This window comes from Agrobacterium sp. SORGH_AS_0745, assembly GCF_030818995.1.
GTDB lineage: Bacteria > Pseudomonadota > Alphaproteobacteria > Rhizobiales > Rhizobiaceae > Agrobacterium > Agrobacterium tumefaciens.
On record NZ_JAUTBI010000003.1, the window covers coordinates 934,407 to 950,113 of the forward strand.

Here is a 15,707-nt window from a genome sequence, read left to right on the forward strand (position 1 = left end):
CGTTTCCGTCTAAAGGCCCAGAAAGGGAGCCTATTTGCGCTTGAGAATATTCTTGAGCTTGTCCAGACCGCCGCGCTTGTTTTTGCGCAGAATGGTACGGCCTGTAATGGTATGGGCAATTTGCGAGAACGTTTCCGCGATCTGGGATTTTTCGTCCATCTCGCTGATCATGCGTCCGCTGTTGGCTGCATTTCCGAACAGCTGGGTGTCGAACGGAATGATGGCGACCGGCTCGATTTCCAGTGGGTCGAGAAAATCCGCAGGGGCGATCTCCGGGCGTTTCGGCATGCCGACCTGATTGAGAACGAGATGCGGTAACTTGTCGTTGGGTCTCAGTTTTATCAGCGCGTCGAACAGGTTCTTCGTATTGCGCAGGTTTGCGAGATCCGGAACCGCCGTAATGACCACCTCGTCGGCTTCCGCAAGCACCGCCCGCGTCCAGTCACACCATTGATGGGGAAGGTCGAGAACGGCGACGGGCGCACTGCGCTGCAGGACCTCAAGAATCGGCAGAAACGCCTGACGATCGAAATCATAGGTCCTGTCGAGGAGAGAGGGTGCGGCCAAAAGTGAGAGGTGGTCGGAACATTTCGTCAGCAGACGGTCGAGGAACACCTCGTCCAGCCGTTCCGGCGAAAACACCGCTTCCGCCATGCCCTGAGCGGGATCCTGATCGAAATCGATGTTGGCCGTGCCATAGGCAAGATCCATATCCGCCAGAATGGTTTCGGTGGAGAAGAGGGTAGAGATGCCGAAGGCGCAATTATGCGCGATCGTCGACGAGCCCACCCCGCCTTTGGCACCGATAAAGGCGATGTTGCGACCGAGCGGCTCCGCTTCCGGATCAACGAAGATCGTCGCGATCGAGGCCAATAGATCGGCCATGTTGATCGGTGCGACGAGATATTCGGAAATGCCGTTGCGGATGAGATCGCGATAAAGCGTTATGTCGTTGTGCCGGCCAACGATGATGACACGGGTGGTGGGGTCGCAGACCTCCGCCAGAGGAGCGAGATCATCCAGCAGAGAAGACGGTGAGCTTGCTGTTTCAAGAACGATGAGGTTGGGCGTTGGTGAGGCGGAAAACATCGTCGCCGCCGCGTTGATGTCGCCCTTGGTTACCCGCAGGCTGACCTTGCTCATCCGCCTGTCACTGGACAAGGCATCCATCACGCGCTGCATGTTTTCGCTGACGCAGAAGGCATGGACGGATATGCGGGGCAGGGGCCGCAGGCGATCCATATCCGAGGCACGCGGCGCCGACTGTTCGGCTTCCGCGTCGCCGCTTGACTTGATATGGTATTCTACAGCGCTCATCATCTTTCCTGCCCTGACAATTGTTGGAACCGCGTCAATTTGGCGTCGCCGTGTTTTTGCCGCTGCGATAGGCGTCAATCACCACTGCTCGGCGCTCCGCGTCGATCGGACTCATGCCACGCGGGCCAACCAGATCCATGGGGTTGGCAACCTGTGCCGCGAGATTGCTCTGGGAGGCACATCCGAAATTGTACCAGTTCTTGTTGGCAAAGGTATTGTCGGAAAGGTCTTCGGGCCATTGGCCGCATTGCCCGGTCATGGCGGTAACGGCCACATAGCTCAGGCGGATGGGGGCAGCGTCGCCATTCGGGGATGCAGCGTAACGTGTTTCCATGATCTTGCCAGAGGGCACACCAGCGCCGGAAAGCGCTGAGCGGATTTGTCTCGCCATTTTTGAAGCCGCTGCCGAGTTGGCTGATCCCGATGGCATCTGGATATTGACGATTCCCGTCGACATCGAGGCGTAATTCTGGGCGAAACCACGGACATTATCCGCCATTGCCGTGGTCAGCCGGCTATCGCCTGCTGATACCGGAATATCCAGCGAATGCTCGGCTTCCGACAGGGTGATCGGATGGCGCGTGCGGTAGTCGTCAGGAATGGCGTTGGTCGTCATCGGGTCGCGTGCGCAACCCTGCAACAGGCCGGCGGCAAGCGTCACCGTCACCATGGCGACGAGACCTGCCCGTCTGCCCGGCAGGCTTGAGGAAAAGGAGGAAGGGTTTTCCTGCATGGCGTTTCCTGCCCGGACCGGGCTTGCTGTGAAAAGGGGATTTCGTGCGCGTGTCGTCATTTGTAGATGAACCCCACTGATCCCTGATAGGGAGCCGCCTGAACCTGGTCCTTGCGGCCATAGACCTTGTTGACACGGTTCATGAAATACATGGCGGCATCGTTTTCCGGGTTGAAGTTGTCATCCGGCCGGGCGATCTGGTTGCGCGCAACAGGACGTACCAGATAGGGCGTTGCTATGATGACAAGCTCCGTCTCGTTGCGGATGAAATCCTTGCTGCGGAAAAGCGTGCCGAAGATCGGGACTTTGGAAATGCCTGGAAGTCCAGACATGGCCTGGCGAATATTGTCCTGGACAAGACCTGCGATCACAATCGAGCCGCCGGACGGAAGTTCGACTGTTGTCGAGGTTTCACGTTTGCGGATAGACATGTAGGTTGAGCCTGGGATGGTGCGGCCCGCATTTCCGGTTACAACGTTGCCTTCATATGTCGGCTCGGAAACATTGGTCTCGATTTTAAGGCTGATCCGTCCCGGTGAAAGCACGACGGGCCTGAAGTTCAACGTGATGCCGTAGTCGACCGTGTTGGTGGTACGCGTTATGGTTGGCTGGCCCGTATCCTTGTCGATGGTAACTTCCTGCTCTGCAGGCAGACGGAAATCGCCCCCCACGTAGAACTTGGCCTGTTCGCCGGAGATGGCGGTAAGACTCGGTTCGGCCAGAGTGCGCACGACACCCGCCTGTTCCATGGCGTTGAGATAGGAAGCAAAGTTGAGCGAGCCGGAGCCAATCGCGCCACTGGCTATTCGCGACGCACCGCTAATTGCATTTCCGAGATTGGACGGATTTGAAAATTCGAAACCGTTATTGCTTGTCGAGCTGCTGATGGAACCATTGAAGCCAAGCTGTTTCAGCACCTGCCGGCTAACTTCAGCAACGGTGACTTTCAGCGTCACCTGATCTTCGCCCTCAATCGTCAGCATATTGACAATCTGCGATGTCTGCCGGTTTTCGGCAAAAATCGCCGCGTCACCGCCATTGTTGCCGCCCGTGAGAGATATGTTGCGCGTGGTGGCCTCGCCGCCTTTCAGAAATGCTTCGGCAAGCTGGACAGCGCGTGCCGAATCCTGAGGTGTGCGCACTGATCCCGTGAGAACGATGTTGTCGGAAACGATCTCTACCTTGATGTCCGATTCGGGAATGAAACGGCGGATATTGGCCTCAAGCCCGGAGATATCGCGCTCGACCTCAAGATCAAGACTGACGATTTCGCGCCCGCCATCTCCGAAAATGAAGATATTGGTCTGGCCCACCGTTTTTCCGAACAGATAGATGCGCTTGGACGTACGGGTTACGGCATCGGCAAGGCTCGGATCGGCGACGAGAATATCATGGGCATCCTCCGGCAGATCGATGACCAGTGCCTTGTTGAGACCGAGCTTCAGGCGCTTGCGAATGCCACTACCGCTTTCGGTGATCCGCACGATGCTCGCGCTTTGAGCCTCGGCTTCGCTGATACGCAAAAACGCGGGTGAGTGCTGACCCGGAATACCTGAAAAAGCCAGGCAAAATGCAAGGCTGCCCGCCATTGAGGAATGCAGGTGTTGTTTAATGCGCTTTGCCATGGAACCCCCGGTCATTGCGATGCTCCCTGTCCGGCTTTGACGATCGAACCGGATTTGATCACCTGAATCTCCGGCTGCCCGGAGCCGCCGTTGAGAAGGTAACCTGCTGAAAGCGTGTCGTTTTCCTGCGCATCGGCGACTGAGCGCAAAGCAAGCGTAAGGCGATCCGCCATCTGTTGCGCCACGGTGATGATTTTGGCCTGTTCGGGTGTGAGTTCGAGCGTTGCGGTTGCACCCACGACGGCTGAGGTGCCGTCCTCGCCTTCCTTGATCTGCTGGTCGATCGCCAGAACACGGACATTGTTCAAAACATTTTCAGTTAAAAAATGACCTGAATCGCCCTTGCGGACCATGATGACATCGACCCGGTCATTCGGCAGCACGAAACCGCCAGCACCTGTCGAGACGGAAATTTCCGTGGCGACGGCGCGTTTGCCGGCCGGCAAAAGCGAGGACATGATGCGGGTGCTGGAATCGACCACTTTTTCAGGCCTTACAGGCTCGCCCTGAAACAAAGGCAGCCGCACGACAGCGCCGGATAGTTCGGTTATGGCGTTCGGGTTTTTCGCTTCCGTTATGAAGCTGTCGATGACGTTACCAGTGGGCCAGGGCGTCCAGTGTACTGAACTATCGTTCAGGCGGCTGCCAACGGGTAGGTTGACCGAGGAAACGAGAACGTTAACCGTCGGTTCCTTCTCTATGATCGTTTCCGCTTTTTCGATGACCTGCTTCGCGCCGGAAATCTGCATGGCAACGATGCCGGCAAGACCGGCGGCGACCAGGGCAACGGACAGAATGACGATACGCGACGGTTTCATGCTCGATCCTTGAGGGAATCAGATTCTTCTCCCGTCAGGATGGCGCGTGATTGGTATAATTATGGTTAATATTATGCTTGAATCTGTAGTTAACCAGCCTTTAATTTTTGCCCGCAAAGTAGTTTGCTTAGGTAAGACTGGCGATGGCAGCTTTCACAAGAGGTGTTTCGCCATAAGTCAAAAGACCGGCAATGGCTATGCCAATACCATAGGGGATTTTTTTTGCCACCATCAGGGAATCAGGAATCGGAATACCGATCGCCAATATTTCTTGCGAGCGTGATCGCAATAGCAGGATACCAAGCGTCAACACTCCGCCGATGAAAGTTACTGCGAGCAGAAATTCTATGAGGGAGATGTTGAAGCCGTACCACACCGTTACGGAGGTCAGCAGCTTGGCATCGCCTCCGCCCATGGCGTTGGCGGCGAAGAGTATAAAGCAGGCAAAAAATACAGCAGCAGCGGCAGCAATGCTCATCGCAAAAGTCTGTAAGTCCATACCGGAAAAAGGGGCAACGACAATAAAGGATAGCAGTAGGAAAAGTGTTATCCTGTTGGGTATCGTCATGCTGAAAAGATCGTTCAGAGCGGCAAAAGCGAGGCAAAAAGGCAATATCAGAAAAATTGCAGCAATTACCACGGCCGTCTCCTATGGAATTTTCGTTTATAAAGTGGAGGCTTTACTTACATTTACTGCGGTTGCTTTGCCGAAGGTCTTTATAAAAAGACACGCCGCCTAACGGCGGCATGTCCTCTTTTGGTCCAGCAACGCTTAGTTCGTTGCGGCAGGCGCATTGGCATTGATACGCTGCGAAAGCGCGGTGAAGAAAGCGTTAAGCCGCGTGCCAACCGCGGTCGCGCCGCCGATAATAGCGACAGAAATAAGCGCTGCGATCAGGCCATATTCGATTGCGGTGGCACCGGATTCGTCTTTAAGGAAACGAGTGAAAATCTTGGTCATGGGGTCTCTCCTAACTCTATGTTTGGTTCAGCACGCCGACAACTTGTTTTCCGTTGTTCGGTTGCGTTCAAACTACAGCTGAGCGATTTCCAAGCGCTTAAAAAATAGGATTAACTCAAAGTAAACGGCAGGTTGAGTTTCGTTTGGTAAATAAACACAAAAAGTATTTTATAAGCTTATATATTTGCTGATAAACAAATATATTCCGGCGTTGGCCATTTCTCTTTTTTGATCAAGTGTTCTCTCCATAAGACAAGGATGTTCAGTTTTGGCGCGGGCAGTAAAATGAAAAAAACTTTGAAATGTAGCCAATGGTTACTATTCGCATTATGGATTTCCGCCATTTAACGCTTCATTCACTAAAAACACGCATTCTGCTGCACAGTAAGTGCGGGTAGTGAGCAGGGGCGAAACGCGTGTCATCCGGAAAACTGGCGAAAATCGTGGTCGGCTTGTCCGTCATCCTATCGGGTTCGTTACAGCCTGTTTTTGCTCAGGAAGATATATTGCGCGTTTCGATGAACCACGCCCGTGTCCTTCGCCTCGACCGCCCGGTAAGCAAGGTTATTGTCGGAAACTCGAAAGTCGCCGATGCGACGGTTGCCGATGCCACCACGATCGTGTTGACCGGGCGCAGTTTCGGTACGACGAATCTTGTTCTTCTCGATGCCGAGGGCAATCCAATCGTCGATGAGCGCATTCTCGTCTCCATCGATGAGGGCAATACGGTTCGCGTTTTTCGACAAACGGAACGGACCGTGCTTTCCTGTACGCCGAATTGCGAACAGCATTCGCAAAACAGTGGCGACAAAGACGCCCAGCCTTAAGCGAACTGCAACCCAATACCAGGTCTGAATATATCAGAATTCCGCGCGCGGGAATGGCTGGCATTTTGTCAAAGTGACAAAGGCTTAGCGCTCGTCCTGGGTAGCGTTTTTACGGGAAAGGTCGGGGTTGATCGCCAGCAAAACGAAAAACCGCAACATGTTCCCCTGCGTTTTGCAGGAGGACTGAATGTTGCTGTTTTTTCGTCTAAGTGTTTGATCTGGCTAAGATCAAAAATGGAATGGTGCCCAGAAGAGGACTCGAACCTCCACACCCTTGCGAGTACCAGCACCTGAAGCTGGCGCGTCTACCAATTCCGCCATCTGGGCGACGGAGAGCGATGTACGAGGGCAGCCGCCCGGTGTCAACAGACTTTTTGAACTTTTATGACGATCATTGATTTTAAAGGGAAAAAACTTGGTTAGACGCTGTTGAAACATGTTGCCGCGTTAATTGTCGAGCCCTTCATGCGTCGTCCTGTCGACGTGACCTAGGTCCCGTTCCGGGTCGATGACATCGCGGATTCTCTGTTTGAGCTCTTTTGGACCGGGGAAACCGCCATCGCGCTTGCGCTCCCATATGGTTTCACCATCAACAGTGATCTCGAACAGGCCACCCGTTGAGGGAATGAGGCTGACTTCGCCGATATCAGAAGCGAAGGTTTGCAAAATCTCCTGCGCCATCCATCCCGCACGAAGCAGCCAGTTGCATTGTGTGCAGTAGCGGATGGTTATGCGGGGCTTGGTCTCGGCCATGATCACGTCTCCTTCAGCGCCCGATGACAATAATCCTCACGATAATGTCAACTATGACACTCATGTTTTTACCTGCGGCATGCTTGTTCTTATCATGCTGCTTTGCGAACAGATAAGCCATCGAAGGCTAAAACGCGGAGATCCCATGGCCCAGTTCGACAATAATCGTCAGCGTCTTTTCGTTCCGGCGGTCGCACCTCTTTATAATTCGACACATGATCTGGTGGAGACCGTTCTGCGCGTCGTGGCCGGGCTTCTTCTTGTCACCCACGGCTTCGGCAAGATCGCCAATCCGTTCGGGGCTGTCGGCATGGTGGAGAGCCTCGGCTTTTATCCGGGTGTATTCTGGTCACCTCTCCTGGCCGCTACCGAATTTTTCGGTGGAATTCTCGTGGCCATTGGGCTGTTCACGCGGCCGGCATCCTTTGCCGCAATGATCGTGCTTTTAGTAACCGTCTATTTTCACGGTATCGTAAAGGCGGAAGGTCTGGGTGGCGCGGAAAAATCAGTTCTCTGGGCAGCCATTTTCCTGTTCTTCGCTGTCCGCGGCGGCAACCGGCATTCCGTCGACGCGAAGCTGTCGCGGGAATTTTAAGGTACCACAGGCCGGCTTGTCCGCTTATTGCCTTGCTGACGATATTGCGCCTCTTGAAAATCCGTTTTTCTCGTGGTGAAGCTGAATTCGATCGGCGATACCGGCCGATCGAATTTCCCGTTGTCGGCAAGAGGCCCCATGCGCGTTGCAATTATCGAAAACATGGCGGACACGCCGCATGGACAGATCGGCGTCGCTCTGGAAGAGGCAGGGGCTGACGTGCATGTCATCCGCGCCTATGCGGGTGAGCCTCTTCCTCCCGATGCAGCTGCACACGATGCGCTCGTCGTTTTGGGCGGGGAGCAGAACGCTCTTGACGACGTACTTTATCCCTATCTTCCAGACCTCGCACTTTTGATGAAAGCGTTTGGCGATGCGGACAAGGCCGTGATGGGCGTCTGTCTCGGCAGCCAGTTGCTGGCGCGCGCCTATGGCGGAGAGAATATTCTGGCCGGCCCGCCCGAATTCGGCTGGGAAGACGTATCCCTCACGGAAGAGGGCGCGTCCGATCCGCTATTGGCGGGGCTCGACAAGACATTTCCCATTTTTCAGTGGCATTGCGACACATTCACGCTTCCTCCCGAGGCGACGAGACTTGCGACCAATGGTGCAACGCGAAATCAGGCTTTTCGCGTTGGCCGCGCTGGCTATGGCACGCAATTTCATTTTGAGGCATCCACGGCCGTGGTCGACGGATGGTGTGAGGCATTCCCTGCTTCCGTCGAAAAAATGGCGCCCGGCTGGATGAACAATTACCGCGATCACCGTGGCGGGCGTGCCGATGTGGCCGATGCGACCGGTCTGGAAATTGCCCGTGCCTGGGTACGGCTTGTGTGATCTGGCAATTATCGGTTGCGAATATGGCCAAGGCCGCTCAGAATTGAGTGTGTTTCACCGACGTTTGCCAAGGAGGCACCAAGATCATGTATAAATTCGAAATCTATCAGGACAGGGCCGGGGAATATCGCTTCCGCTTCAAAGCATCCAATGGGGAAACGATGTTTTCGTCCGAAGGATACAAGGCCAAGGCATCGGCCATCCATGCCATCGAATCGATCAAGAAAAATTCCCCCGGCGCCGATACGGTCGATCTGAGCACGATGACCGCCTGAAGCTCTCCGTTTCGCGAAACCTCGAGGCATTCTCCTGCCAGAAATGACGGGCGCGTTGGAAGGTGTCGGCGTAAAGATAAGATTCAGTCTTTTTTGATAATCTTCCGTTAGCAATTGTATTTCGAGGTTCCCGGGCGGCGTCAGAGTGCCCCTGGATTGTTTTGCGTACGGGTTCTCATGCGTTCATCGGCTGTGCCAACACTTCTCTTCGGTTGCCTTCTGCTTGGTGGCTGTACGTCCAGTTCCGGGCCGGAAAGCCTGATGGCCGGCCTGCCGTCGAAGGAAACCACGAGCTCGGTTACGCCATCCGCGCCGGTGCCGCAGGCAAGCGTGGGCAGCCAACCCATCACGGCCCAGCCGCGACAGGAAGTTCTGGCATGGGGCGGGCCGGTGCCCGAAGAGCCAAAGGCCTTTTCAGCCGTTACCCCACGAGCGCCCGTGCCGCAGAACGCGCTTGAAACCCGTTTGCCCTCACCGTCACAGGCTGGAATGGTACGACCGGTAGAGCGTCCGATGGAGCGTCCGGTGCAATTGGCCATGGCTGCAGCCCCGGCGGCCAGTGCCGGTGCGCAGATCCGTTCGCGTATTTTCCGCTCCAGCTTCAGCGATGCAAAACCCATCAATTTCGGCAGGGTCCAGCCGCGCCATTTTCAGGTCCACGGGGTGGATGTCTCGCGCTGGCAGGCCAATATAGACTGGCCGCAGCTGCGCACACGCGGTGCCAACTTCGCCTTCATCAAGGCGACGGATGGCGGCGATCATCTTGACCCGATGTTCCGCACCAACTGGCAGCGTGCAAAGGAAGCGGGCATCCGTCGTGGCGCCTACCATTTCTTCTACTGGTGCCGGTCGGCCGGCGAGCAGGCGGATTGGTTCATTCGTAACGTACCGCGCGATCCGGATGCGCTGCCGCCGGTGATCGACGTGGAATATAACGGCGAATCGAGCTGCAAGATGCGCCATTCCCGTGAGCGTATTCTGGAAAAGATGCGCGTGTTCATGGACAAGCTGGAGCGCCATTACGGCCAGCGTCCGATTATCTATACGGCGCCCGATTTTTATAAGGACAATCTGACGGGCGAGTTCCAGGACTATCCCTTCTGGCTGCGCGCCGTTGCCCAGCATCCGTCCGTGGTCTATCCCGGCCGCAAGTGGTTGTTCTGGCAATATTCCGGCTCCGGCCTGTCGCATGGTGTCGATGGCCGCATCGATCTCAATGTCTTCAACGGCAGCGAGGATGCCTGGCATCGCTGGGTAGACCGCCGCTCGAGTTGACGGGGCGGGCGTCAGCGCGAAAATTTTCGCGCGCCGGCAACGCAGAGCACCACCACGAGCGTGATGGCGATCATCGCAGGGCTGACCTCCTCGTGAAGCAGGGTTGCTGCAAGCACCAGCCCGAAGAACGGCTGCAGCAATTGCAGCTGGCCCACTGCGGCAATGCCGCCAAGCGCCAGCCCGCGATACCAGAAGATGAAGCCGATCAGCATGCTGAACAGCGAGACATAGGCAAGGCCGCCCCAGGCCTGCGGGTCGATGCCTGCGAGGGTTTGCGGCCCTGTGAAAAAGGCAAGCGGCAGCATCAGAGGCAGGGAGAGGACCAATGCCCATGAGATGACCTGCCAGCCCCCCAGTTTGCGGGAAAGGGCAGCACCCTCAGCATATCCCAGCCCACAGACGATAATCGCGCCCAGCATCAAGAGATCGCCGGCAAGTGAGGCTCCGAGCCCGGAGGCCAGCGAATTCGACAATGAAAAGCCGGCAACGAGGACGCTGCCCAGGCAGGAAAAGAACCAGAAGGCGGGCCGCGGGCGTTCTCCACCACGCAGTACGGCAAAAACCGCGGTTGCGAGCGGCAAAAGCCCGACAAAGACGATGGAGTGGGCCGAGGTGATGTGCCGCAAGGCGAGGGCAGTCAACAGCGGGAAGCCAACCACCACGCCGAAGGACACGATGAAAAGGGATGCCATATCATCGCGCGCCGGGCGTTTTTGCCGGAACACAAAAAGCAAAGCGAGCGCCAGAAGGCCGGCTATGCTGGCGCGGGCGAGGGTCAGGAACACCGGATCGAAACCCGTTACCGCAACCCGCGTGGCGGGCAGCGAGCCGCTGAATATCACCACGCCGATAAGGCCGCTCAGCCAACCGCTTGTCGTCTTGTCCATGACCGTCTCCTGCAATTTCCCTTTCTTGATCCGGAACGGCTGGTGAAAACAGCGACAATCATATACAATTTCAAGAAACTGTTATGGTTATTTGGACGGTACGGTTGGAGAGAAATGTGGACGGACAACTCGCGACTGGAACGCGCATAGAACAGGTGATGACCAGCATGCGGCAACGCATCGCTTCGCGAAGCCTCGTTCCCGGCGCCAGATTGCCATCCGTTCGAGCGCTTGCAAAAGCCATGCAGGTCTCCACTTCAACCGTCGTCGAGGCCTATGACCGGCTGGTTGCCGATGGCACCATAAGCTCGCGACCGGGTTCGGGATTTTATGTGGCGGGTCCGCTAGCGCCCCTGTCTCTGGCCGATATCGAGCCTCGGCTGGACAGGGCGGTGGATCCGCTCTGGGTGTCGCGCCAGGCGCTGGACGAGGGGGCGGCGCTTGCCAAGCCCGGCTGCGGCTGGCTTCCAGCGTCATGGATGCCGGAGCAAGCGCTAAGGCGGGCGATGAGGGCGCTTGCCCGTGCGGATGCTTCCTTGCTGACGGATTATGCGAGCCCGATGGGGCTGTTGCCGCTACGCCAGCTTTTGTCCCGCAGACTTGCCGAACATGGCGTACAGGCGGGCGCCAGCCAGATCATGCTCACCGATTCCGGTACGCAGGCGATCGATCTCCTGTGTCGTTTCCTGCTGCAGCCAGGGGATACGGTGATTGTCGATGATCCCTGCTATTTTAACTTCCGCGCTCTCTTGCGGGCGCATCGGGTGAAAATCGTTGGTGTGCCCTATACGCCGGCTGGACCGGACCTGCCGCTTTTCGAGCAGGCAGTGAAAGAGCATCAGCCGCGCCTTTATATCACCAATTCCGCGATCCATAATCCGACAGGCGCAAGGCTTTCCGCCGTTTCCGCCCATCGCCTGCTGATGCTGGCCGAACAGGCGGGCCTCACCATCATCGAGGATGATATTTTTGCCGATTTTGAAACGCAGGCGGCACCACGGCTGGCTGCTTTCGATGGTCTGAACCGGGTCGTCCAGATCGGCAGTTTTTCAAAAACCCTGTCTGCTTCCGTGCGGTGCGGTTTCATCGCAGCGCCTCCGGCATGGGTGGAAGCCCTGACCGATCTCAAGATTGCCACTGCTTTTGGTGGAGCCAATTTTTCGGCTGCATTGATCCTGTCGCTTTTGACTGACGGTAGTTATCGCAAGCATGTCGAGGCTCTTCGACAGCGTCTCGCGGCGGCGGTGCCTGAGGCGGCGGCGCGTTTGAAAGCGCTTGGATGTGTGCCGTGGATCGAACCGCAGGCGGGCATGTTCTTATGGTGCCGCCTGCCGGAGGGGGTCGACGCCGCCGATGTGGCACGCCGCGCACTGGCGCAACAGGTGGTGCTGGCACCCGGCAATGTTTTCAGCTCCGCGCAGAACGCATCCGCTTTCATGCGTTTCAATGTGTCGCAAATGGCCGCTCCTCAGGTCATGGCGGTGCTGGCAGATGCCCTCAGGCAGAGCGCGTAATTGTCGCCCATATCGTGCTGGCCGAGGAGAATCGGAACAAAATCCCGTGAACGCCGTTTTCTTCTCAGAATGAAGAGGAGGAAATACCATGACATTCGATCCAAACAATCCGCGCCCGGACCGTGATCTTCGTCCGGAACTGAATATCAGCAATGAACCGCTTGCCCGCAAGTCTCCGTCTTGGATGCCATGGCTGGCGATTCTCGTTGTCGCATTGGTAGGCGTTTTCGCCTGGTCGCAGATGAGCGGCCCGAACACCGATCCGGCCACGACATCCTCGACCATGCCGCCTGCGGCAACGCAACAGGCACCTGCGCCCGTGACTCCGACCGTCCCGGCAACACCGCCTGCCAACAATGCAGCACCGGCAAGCCCGAATACCGGCGGCACGCAGACGCAGCCGTAATGGGTTAGATCATCTGATAAAACCGCCTGCCTTCCGGCAGGCGGTTTTTATTGCGCCAACTCTGCGGCGTTAGAGCTGATCCATCGCGGAGGGGTGGTTGGACAATCTGGACCAGCGGCTCATCGATTCTTCCGCCAGCGCCGAAAGCGTAATGTTTCCGAAGCGGGACAGGAGAATGGTCGCCGCCTCTTTCATGGCGTCGAAAAGGGCCGCATTGACGGCCTGCTCTATGACGCAGTTAGGATTATCTCCTGCCAGCCCAATCGAGAACAATTCCGGCGCGCCAAGCGCCCGGTAAATATCGAGCAGCGTGATTTCGCTGAGCGGTCGTGCCAGAACCCAGCCACCGCCATGGCCTTTTTCCGACGACACGTAACCGTGCTCCCGCAAGCCCGCCATGGTTCTGCGCACCACCACCGGGTTCGTCTGCAACATCGCCGCGATGCTTTCAGAGGTCGCCGCACCCTCGTGTTTCTCCATATGGATCAGAATATGCAGCACCCGTGAAAGGCGCGTGTCGTGTCTCATCGGTGAAATCCGCCTGTTTTTCGCGACATTACCAGTTAGCATATGACGTAACAATATAAGTTGCGTGACTGTTGACTCTAAAATTCATGTAACAATATAAGTATCGTGAAACGAACGGGCGCTTCCGGCTCGGTGAACGATAGGTGCATCATGAAATACGACGTCATCATTATCGGCGGCAGCTATGCGGGCCTGTCCGCCGCCTTGCAGCTCGGGCGCGCGAGAAAAAACATCCTGGTGGTGGATGCGGGTGAGCGGAGAAACCGCTTCGCCAGCCATTCCCACGGTTTTCTCGGACAGGACGGCAAGGCGCCGGGCGACATCATCGCCGAGGCACGCCGCCAGATCGAGCGCTACCCGACGATACACTGGGCAAAGGGCAGGGTAACGAATGCCGAAGGATCATTCGATGACTTCGTCATCGAGATCGATGGCAATCGCCGCGAAAGGGCGGCCAGACTAATCCTTGCCACAGGCGTTACGGATGAACTGCCTGATATAGCCGGGCTGAAGGAACGCTGGGGCAGCGCCGTCTTCCATTGCCCCTATTGCCACGGATACGAACTGGATCAGCGCAGGATCGGCGTCATCGCGGCCTCACCGCTGGCCATCCACCATGCACTGATGCTTCCGGACTGGGGTGAAACGACCTTTTTTACCAACGGTATATTCGTGCCGGATGCTGAACAGAATGCGCTTTTGTCAGCCCGGGGCGTTCGGGTGGAAAAAGAGCGTATCAGAGAGATCGCAGGGCATGCGGATGTCGTTCTTGCGGATGGGCGCAGCATTGCTTTGGCCGGTCTTTTCACGCAACCGAAATTGCGGATTGCCTCGGATTGGATCGAAAAGCTCGGCTGCACCGTGGAAGAAGGGCCGATGGGGTCAAGCATCGTGACGGATGCCATGAAACAGACGACAGTGCGCGGAATCTTCGCATGCGGTGATGTGGCAAGGCCCGCTGGCTCGGTCGCTCTTTCCGTGGGCGATGGCGCCATGGCAGGGACTGCGGCTCACAGGTCGATCATGTTTCCGGAATGATCAGTGCGAAACAAGGCTTAGCCAGCGCCCCGGAGGCATTCCGAAGGCATTCTTGAAGTGGCGGGTAAAATGCGCCTGATCTGCAAAGCCGCAGGCAAACGCCGTTTCCGCAAGACCCGCACCCGCCCGCATCATGTCCTTGCATTTTTGCAGACGTCGCATGATGAGATAACGGTGCGGGCTCGTGCCAAACAGGGAGCGGAAGTGCCGAAAGAGCGTGAAGCGATCTAACCCGCTTATTTGCTCCAGCTTCTCTGAGCTGACGGCAAGCGCGCTGTTCTCCAGCAGGTAATCCCGGCAACGGAAAACGGCGATCCGGTCAAGCCGCTTGATTGTTCTCTTGCTTCCGTTCGAATGCTTCCAGAGCAGATCCGACAGTCTCGATTGCCAGTCGGTCAGGAGCAGATTGTCCGGCTCGCCTTCGAGATTGCCGAGAGCCTCTATCAGGCATTGCCGGAACTCATCGTCTTCGATGACGGGATTTTTTGCAAATGGCAGCGCGTGAAATCCGGTCGCCACCTCCATGGTTTTTTCCGGCGGAAGGTAGAGCATACGGTAGCGCAGACCTTCGTCGGTGCCGGCACCACCATCGTGAACTTCGTCCGGATGCAGCACGATAACCTTTCCGGGCGTGCTGAAATGCGATGTGCCACGATAGGAAAAGGTCTGGACGCCGGAAAGCGTCACACCGAGCGCATAGGTGTCATGGCGATGGGGGGCATAGGCGTTGCCGTGAAAGCGCGCTTCGATGCGCTCGATCCCTTCGCTGGAAGGGGCCTGCACGATCCCCTCGAATTTGCACGAACGTTCAAGATCGCTCGTACCCTGAGGGACTAGGGTCGCTTCTCTTTCGTAACCACAGCCAGATTGAGTTTGCATGTTTGATACCAAGATCGCCGTCATCCTTCGTGATGACCTTGCCGTGTGGCAAAAACTGAACGTCACCGCATTTCTCATGTCCGGCATCGTCGCCCAGACCAGAGAGATCATCGGGGAACCATACCGCGACGGGGCGGGTAACGTCTACAATCCCCTGTCCGTCCAGCCGATAGTCGTCATGGCCACGGATCAGGAGGCGCTGCGCAAAATCCATCAGCGATCCCTGGAACGCGAGGTCACGACATCGCTCTATATCGAGGAAATGTTCGCAACCGGTCATGATGTTGCCAACCGCCAGGTGTTTTCGGAATTTTCTCCCGACAATGCAAAGGTCGTCGGCATGGCGCTTAGGGCGGACAAGAAAATCGTCGACAAGATTACCAAGGGCGCGAAGCTGCATGCCTGAGCAGCTGCCGTGAATGTAAAAAGGGAGGCCGTA

At 56.7% G+C, this 15,707-nt stretch carries 19 protein-coding genes and 1 tRNA gene; 9 read left to right on the forward strand and 11 right to left on the reverse strand.

Annotation, left to right across the window (positions count from 1 at the left end; genetic code table 11):
* Positions 1-30: 30 nt before the first annotated feature.
* The 6 genes from QE432_RS14220 to QE432_RS14245 form a co-directional block, all read right to left on the reverse strand.
* Positions 31-1,317: an AAA family ATPase gene (locus QE432_RS14220; RefSeq protein WP_113157189.1), complete on the reverse strand. Its 1,287-nt coding sequence runs from the start codon at positions 1,315-1,317 to the stop codon at positions 31-33.
* Between the two features lie 34 nt (positions 1,318-1,351).
* Complete coding sequence (locus QE432_RS14225; RefSeq protein ID WP_041694292.1) at positions 1,352-2,050, reverse strand: CpaD family pilus assembly protein; 699 nt, start codon at positions 2,048-2,050, stop codon at positions 1,352-1,354.
* 56 nt (positions 2,051-2,106) lie between these two features.
* Positions 2,107-3,690 carry a type II and III secretion system protein family protein gene (locus tag QE432_RS14230; protein ID WP_013635298.1) on the reverse strand — a complete coding sequence of 528 codons (1,584 nt, stop codon included), beginning with the start codon at positions 3,688-3,690 and terminating at the stop codon, positions 2,107-2,109.
* Positions 3,687-4,493 carry a Flp pilus assembly protein CpaB gene (gene cpaB / locus QE432_RS14235; protein ID WP_003514566.1) on the reverse strand — a complete coding sequence of 269 codons (807 nt, stop codon included), beginning with the start codon at positions 4,491-4,493 and terminating at the stop codon, positions 3,687-3,689. The genes QE432_RS14230 and cpaB overlap by 4 nt, the downstream gene beginning before the upstream one ends.
* Before the next feature lie 127 nt (positions 4,494-4,620).
* Positions 4,621-5,133: an A24 family peptidase gene (locus QE432_RS14240; protein ID WP_113157190.1), complete on the reverse strand. Its 513-nt coding sequence runs from the start codon at positions 5,131-5,133 to the stop codon at positions 4,621-4,623.
* Positions 5,134-5,265: 132 nt separating this feature from the next.
* Positions 5,266-5,454 carry a Flp family type IVb pilin gene (locus QE432_RS14245; protein ID WP_013635300.1) on the reverse strand — a complete coding sequence of 63 codons (189 nt, stop codon included), beginning with the start codon at positions 5,452-5,454 and terminating at the stop codon, positions 5,266-5,268.
* A 443-nt stretch (positions 5,455-5,897) separates the two neighbouring features.
* On the opposite strand from QE432_RS14245, the gene QE432_RS14250 reads away from it, so the two are divergent.
* A complete protein-coding gene (locus tag QE432_RS14250; RefSeq protein WP_046205577.1) occupies positions 5,898-6,281 on the forward strand; it encodes a pilus assembly protein N-terminal domain-containing protein in 384 nt (127 codons plus the stop codon).
* A gap of 240 nt (positions 6,282-6,521) precedes the next feature.
* Here the strand turns inward: QE432_RS14250 and QE432_RS14255 are convergent.
* Together QE432_RS14255 and QE432_RS14260 are read right to left on the reverse strand one after the other, a co-directional pair.
* A tRNA-Leu gene (locus QE432_RS14255) sits at positions 6,522-6,608 on the reverse strand.
* 120 nt (positions 6,609-6,728) lie between these two features.
* A complete protein-coding gene (locus tag QE432_RS14260) occupies positions 6,729-7,034 on the reverse strand; it encodes a SelT/SelW/SelH family protein (protein ID WP_174049118.1) in 306 nt (101 codons plus the stop codon).
* A gap of 145 nt (positions 7,035-7,179) precedes the next feature.
* Here QE432_RS14260 and QE432_RS14265 point away from each other — a divergent pair, with 145 nt between their 5' ends.
* The 4 genes from QE432_RS14265 to QE432_RS14280 all read left to right on the forward strand — a co-directional run bounded on the left by QE432_RS14265 (position 7,180) and on the right by QE432_RS14280 (position 10,016).
* The gene (locus QE432_RS14265) at positions 7,180-7,629 is read left to right on the forward strand and encodes a DoxX family protein (protein ID WP_003514571.1); all 450 of its coding nucleotides are present in this window, start codon (positions 7,180-7,182) and stop codon (positions 7,627-7,629) included.
* A 138-nt stretch (positions 7,630-7,767) separates the two neighbouring features.
* The gene (locus tag QE432_RS14270; protein ID WP_306624697.1) at positions 7,768-8,466 is read left to right on the forward strand and encodes a type 1 glutamine amidotransferase; all 699 of its coding nucleotides are present in this window, start codon (positions 7,768-7,770) and stop codon (positions 8,464-8,466) included.
* Between the two features lie 86 nt (positions 8,467-8,552).
* Positions 8,553-8,741, forward strand: coding sequence for a YegP family protein (locus QE432_RS14275; protein WP_003514584.1), 189 nt, complete (start codon positions 8,553-8,555; stop codon positions 8,739-8,741).
* A gap of 177 nt (positions 8,742-8,918) precedes the next feature.
* Complete coding sequence (locus QE432_RS14280) at positions 8,919-10,016, forward strand: glycoside hydrolase family 25 protein (protein WP_306624699.1); 1,098 nt, start codon at positions 8,919-8,921, stop codon at positions 10,014-10,016.
* Between the two features lie 11 nt (positions 10,017-10,027).
* Here the strand turns inward: QE432_RS14280 and QE432_RS14285 are convergent, their stop codons facing one another.
* Positions 10,028-10,903 carry a DMT family transporter gene (locus tag QE432_RS14285; RefSeq protein ID WP_003514586.1) on the reverse strand — a complete coding sequence of 292 codons (876 nt, stop codon included), beginning with the start codon at positions 10,901-10,903 and terminating at the stop codon, positions 10,028-10,030.
* Positions 10,904-11,019: 116 nt separating this feature from the next.
* On the opposite strand from QE432_RS14285, the gene QE432_RS14290 reads away from it, so the two are divergent.
* Both QE432_RS14290 and QE432_RS14295 read left to right on the forward strand, forming a co-directional pair.
* Positions 11,020-12,417, forward strand: a complete 1,398-nt coding sequence (locus tag QE432_RS14290; RefSeq protein WP_019564491.1) for an aminotransferase-like domain-containing protein — start codon at positions 11,020-11,022, stop codon at positions 12,415-12,417.
* Between the two features lie 88 nt (positions 12,418-12,505).
* The gene (locus QE432_RS14295; protein ID WP_003514590.1) at positions 12,506-12,823 is read left to right on the forward strand and encodes a hypothetical protein; all 318 of its coding nucleotides are present in this window, start codon (positions 12,506-12,508) and stop codon (positions 12,821-12,823) included.
* A gap of 69 nt (positions 12,824-12,892) precedes the next feature.
* Here QE432_RS14295 and QE432_RS14300 read toward each other — a convergent pair whose 3' ends face one another.
* Entirely contained in the window at positions 12,893-13,351 is a 459-nt protein-coding gene (locus QE432_RS14300) for an Rrf2 family transcriptional regulator (protein WP_306624702.1), read from the reverse strand.
* Positions 13,352-13,501: 150 nt separating this feature from the next.
* Here QE432_RS14300 and QE432_RS14305 point away from each other — a divergent pair, with 150 nt between their 5' ends.
* Entirely contained in the window at positions 13,502-14,389 is an 888-nt protein-coding gene (locus tag QE432_RS14305) for an NAD(P)/FAD-dependent oxidoreductase (RefSeq protein ID WP_111782888.1), read from the forward strand.
* Here QE432_RS14305 and QE432_RS14310 read toward each other — a convergent pair whose 3' ends face one another.
* Positions 14,390-15,172, reverse strand: a complete 783-nt coding sequence (locus QE432_RS14310) for an AraC family transcriptional regulator (RefSeq protein WP_162686726.1) — start codon at positions 15,170-15,172, stop codon at positions 14,390-14,392.
* A 94-nt stretch (positions 15,173-15,266) separates the two neighbouring features.
* Between QE432_RS14310 and QE432_RS14315 the strand changes: the two genes are divergently transcribed.
* Positions 15,267-15,674 carry a DUF2000 family protein gene (locus tag QE432_RS14315; RefSeq protein ID WP_003514594.1) on the forward strand — a complete coding sequence of 136 codons (408 nt, stop codon included), beginning with the start codon at positions 15,267-15,269 and terminating at the stop codon, positions 15,672-15,674.
* The last annotated feature ends 33 nt before the right edge of the window (positions 15,675-15,707 follow it).

Bases quoted from the DNA above. Each gene is read 5' to 3' on its own strand.
- QE432_RS14220 (WP_113157189.1), bottom strand. From the start codon at position 1,317: ATGAGCGCTGTAGAATACCATATCAAGTCAAGCGGCGACGCGGAAGCC.
- QE432_RS14295 (WP_003514590.1), top strand. From the start codon at position 12,506: ATGACATTCGATCCAAACAATCCGCGCCCGGACCGTGATCTTCGTCCG.
- QE432_RS14315 (WP_003514594.1), top strand. From the start codon at position 15,267: ATGTTTGATACCAAGATCGCCGTCATCCTTCGTGATGACCTTGCCGTG.
- QE432_RS14300 (WP_306624702.1), bottom strand. From the start codon at position 13,351: ATGAGACACGACACGCGCCTTTCACGGGTGCTGCATATTCTGATCCAT.
- QE432_RS14275 (WP_003514584.1), top strand. From the start codon at position 8,553: ATGTATAAATTCGAAATCTATCAGGACAGGGCCGGGGAATATCGCTTC.
- QE432_RS14260 (WP_174049118.1), bottom strand. From the start codon at position 7,034: ATGGCCGAGACCAAGCCCCGCATAACCATCCGCTACTGCACACAATGC.
- QE432_RS14270 (WP_306624697.1), top strand. From the start codon at position 7,768: ATGCGCGTTGCAATTATCGAAAACATGGCGGACACGCCGCATGGACAG.
- QE432_RS14305 (WP_111782888.1), top strand. From the start codon at position 13,502: ATGAAATACGACGTCATCATTATCGGCGGCAGCTATGCGGGCCTGTCC.
- cpaB (WP_003514566.1), bottom strand. From the start codon at position 4,493: ATGAAACCGTCGCGTATCGTCATTCTGTCCGTTGCCCTGGTCGCCGCC.
- QE432_RS14280 (WP_306624699.1), top strand. From the start codon at position 8,919: ATGCGTTCATCGGCTGTGCCAACACTTCTCTTCGGTTGCCTTCTGCTT.
- QE432_RS14285 (WP_003514586.1), bottom strand. From the start codon at position 10,903: ATGGACAAGACGACAAGCGGTTGGCTGAGCGGCCTTATCGGCGTGGTG.
- QE432_RS14230 (WP_013635298.1), bottom strand. From the start codon at position 3,690: ATGACCGGGGGTTCCATGGCAAAGCGCATTAAACAACACCTGCATTCC.
- QE432_RS14265 (WP_003514571.1), top strand. From the start codon at position 7,180: ATGGCCCAGTTCGACAATAATCGTCAGCGTCTTTTCGTTCCGGCGGTC.
- QE432_RS14245 (WP_013635300.1), bottom strand. From the start codon at position 5,454: ATGACCAAGATTTTCACTCGTTTCCTTAAAGACGAATCCGGTGCCACC.
- QE432_RS14225 (WP_041694292.1), bottom strand. From the start codon at position 2,050: ATGCAGGAAAACCCTTCCTCCTTTTCCTCAAGCCTGCCGGGCAGACGG.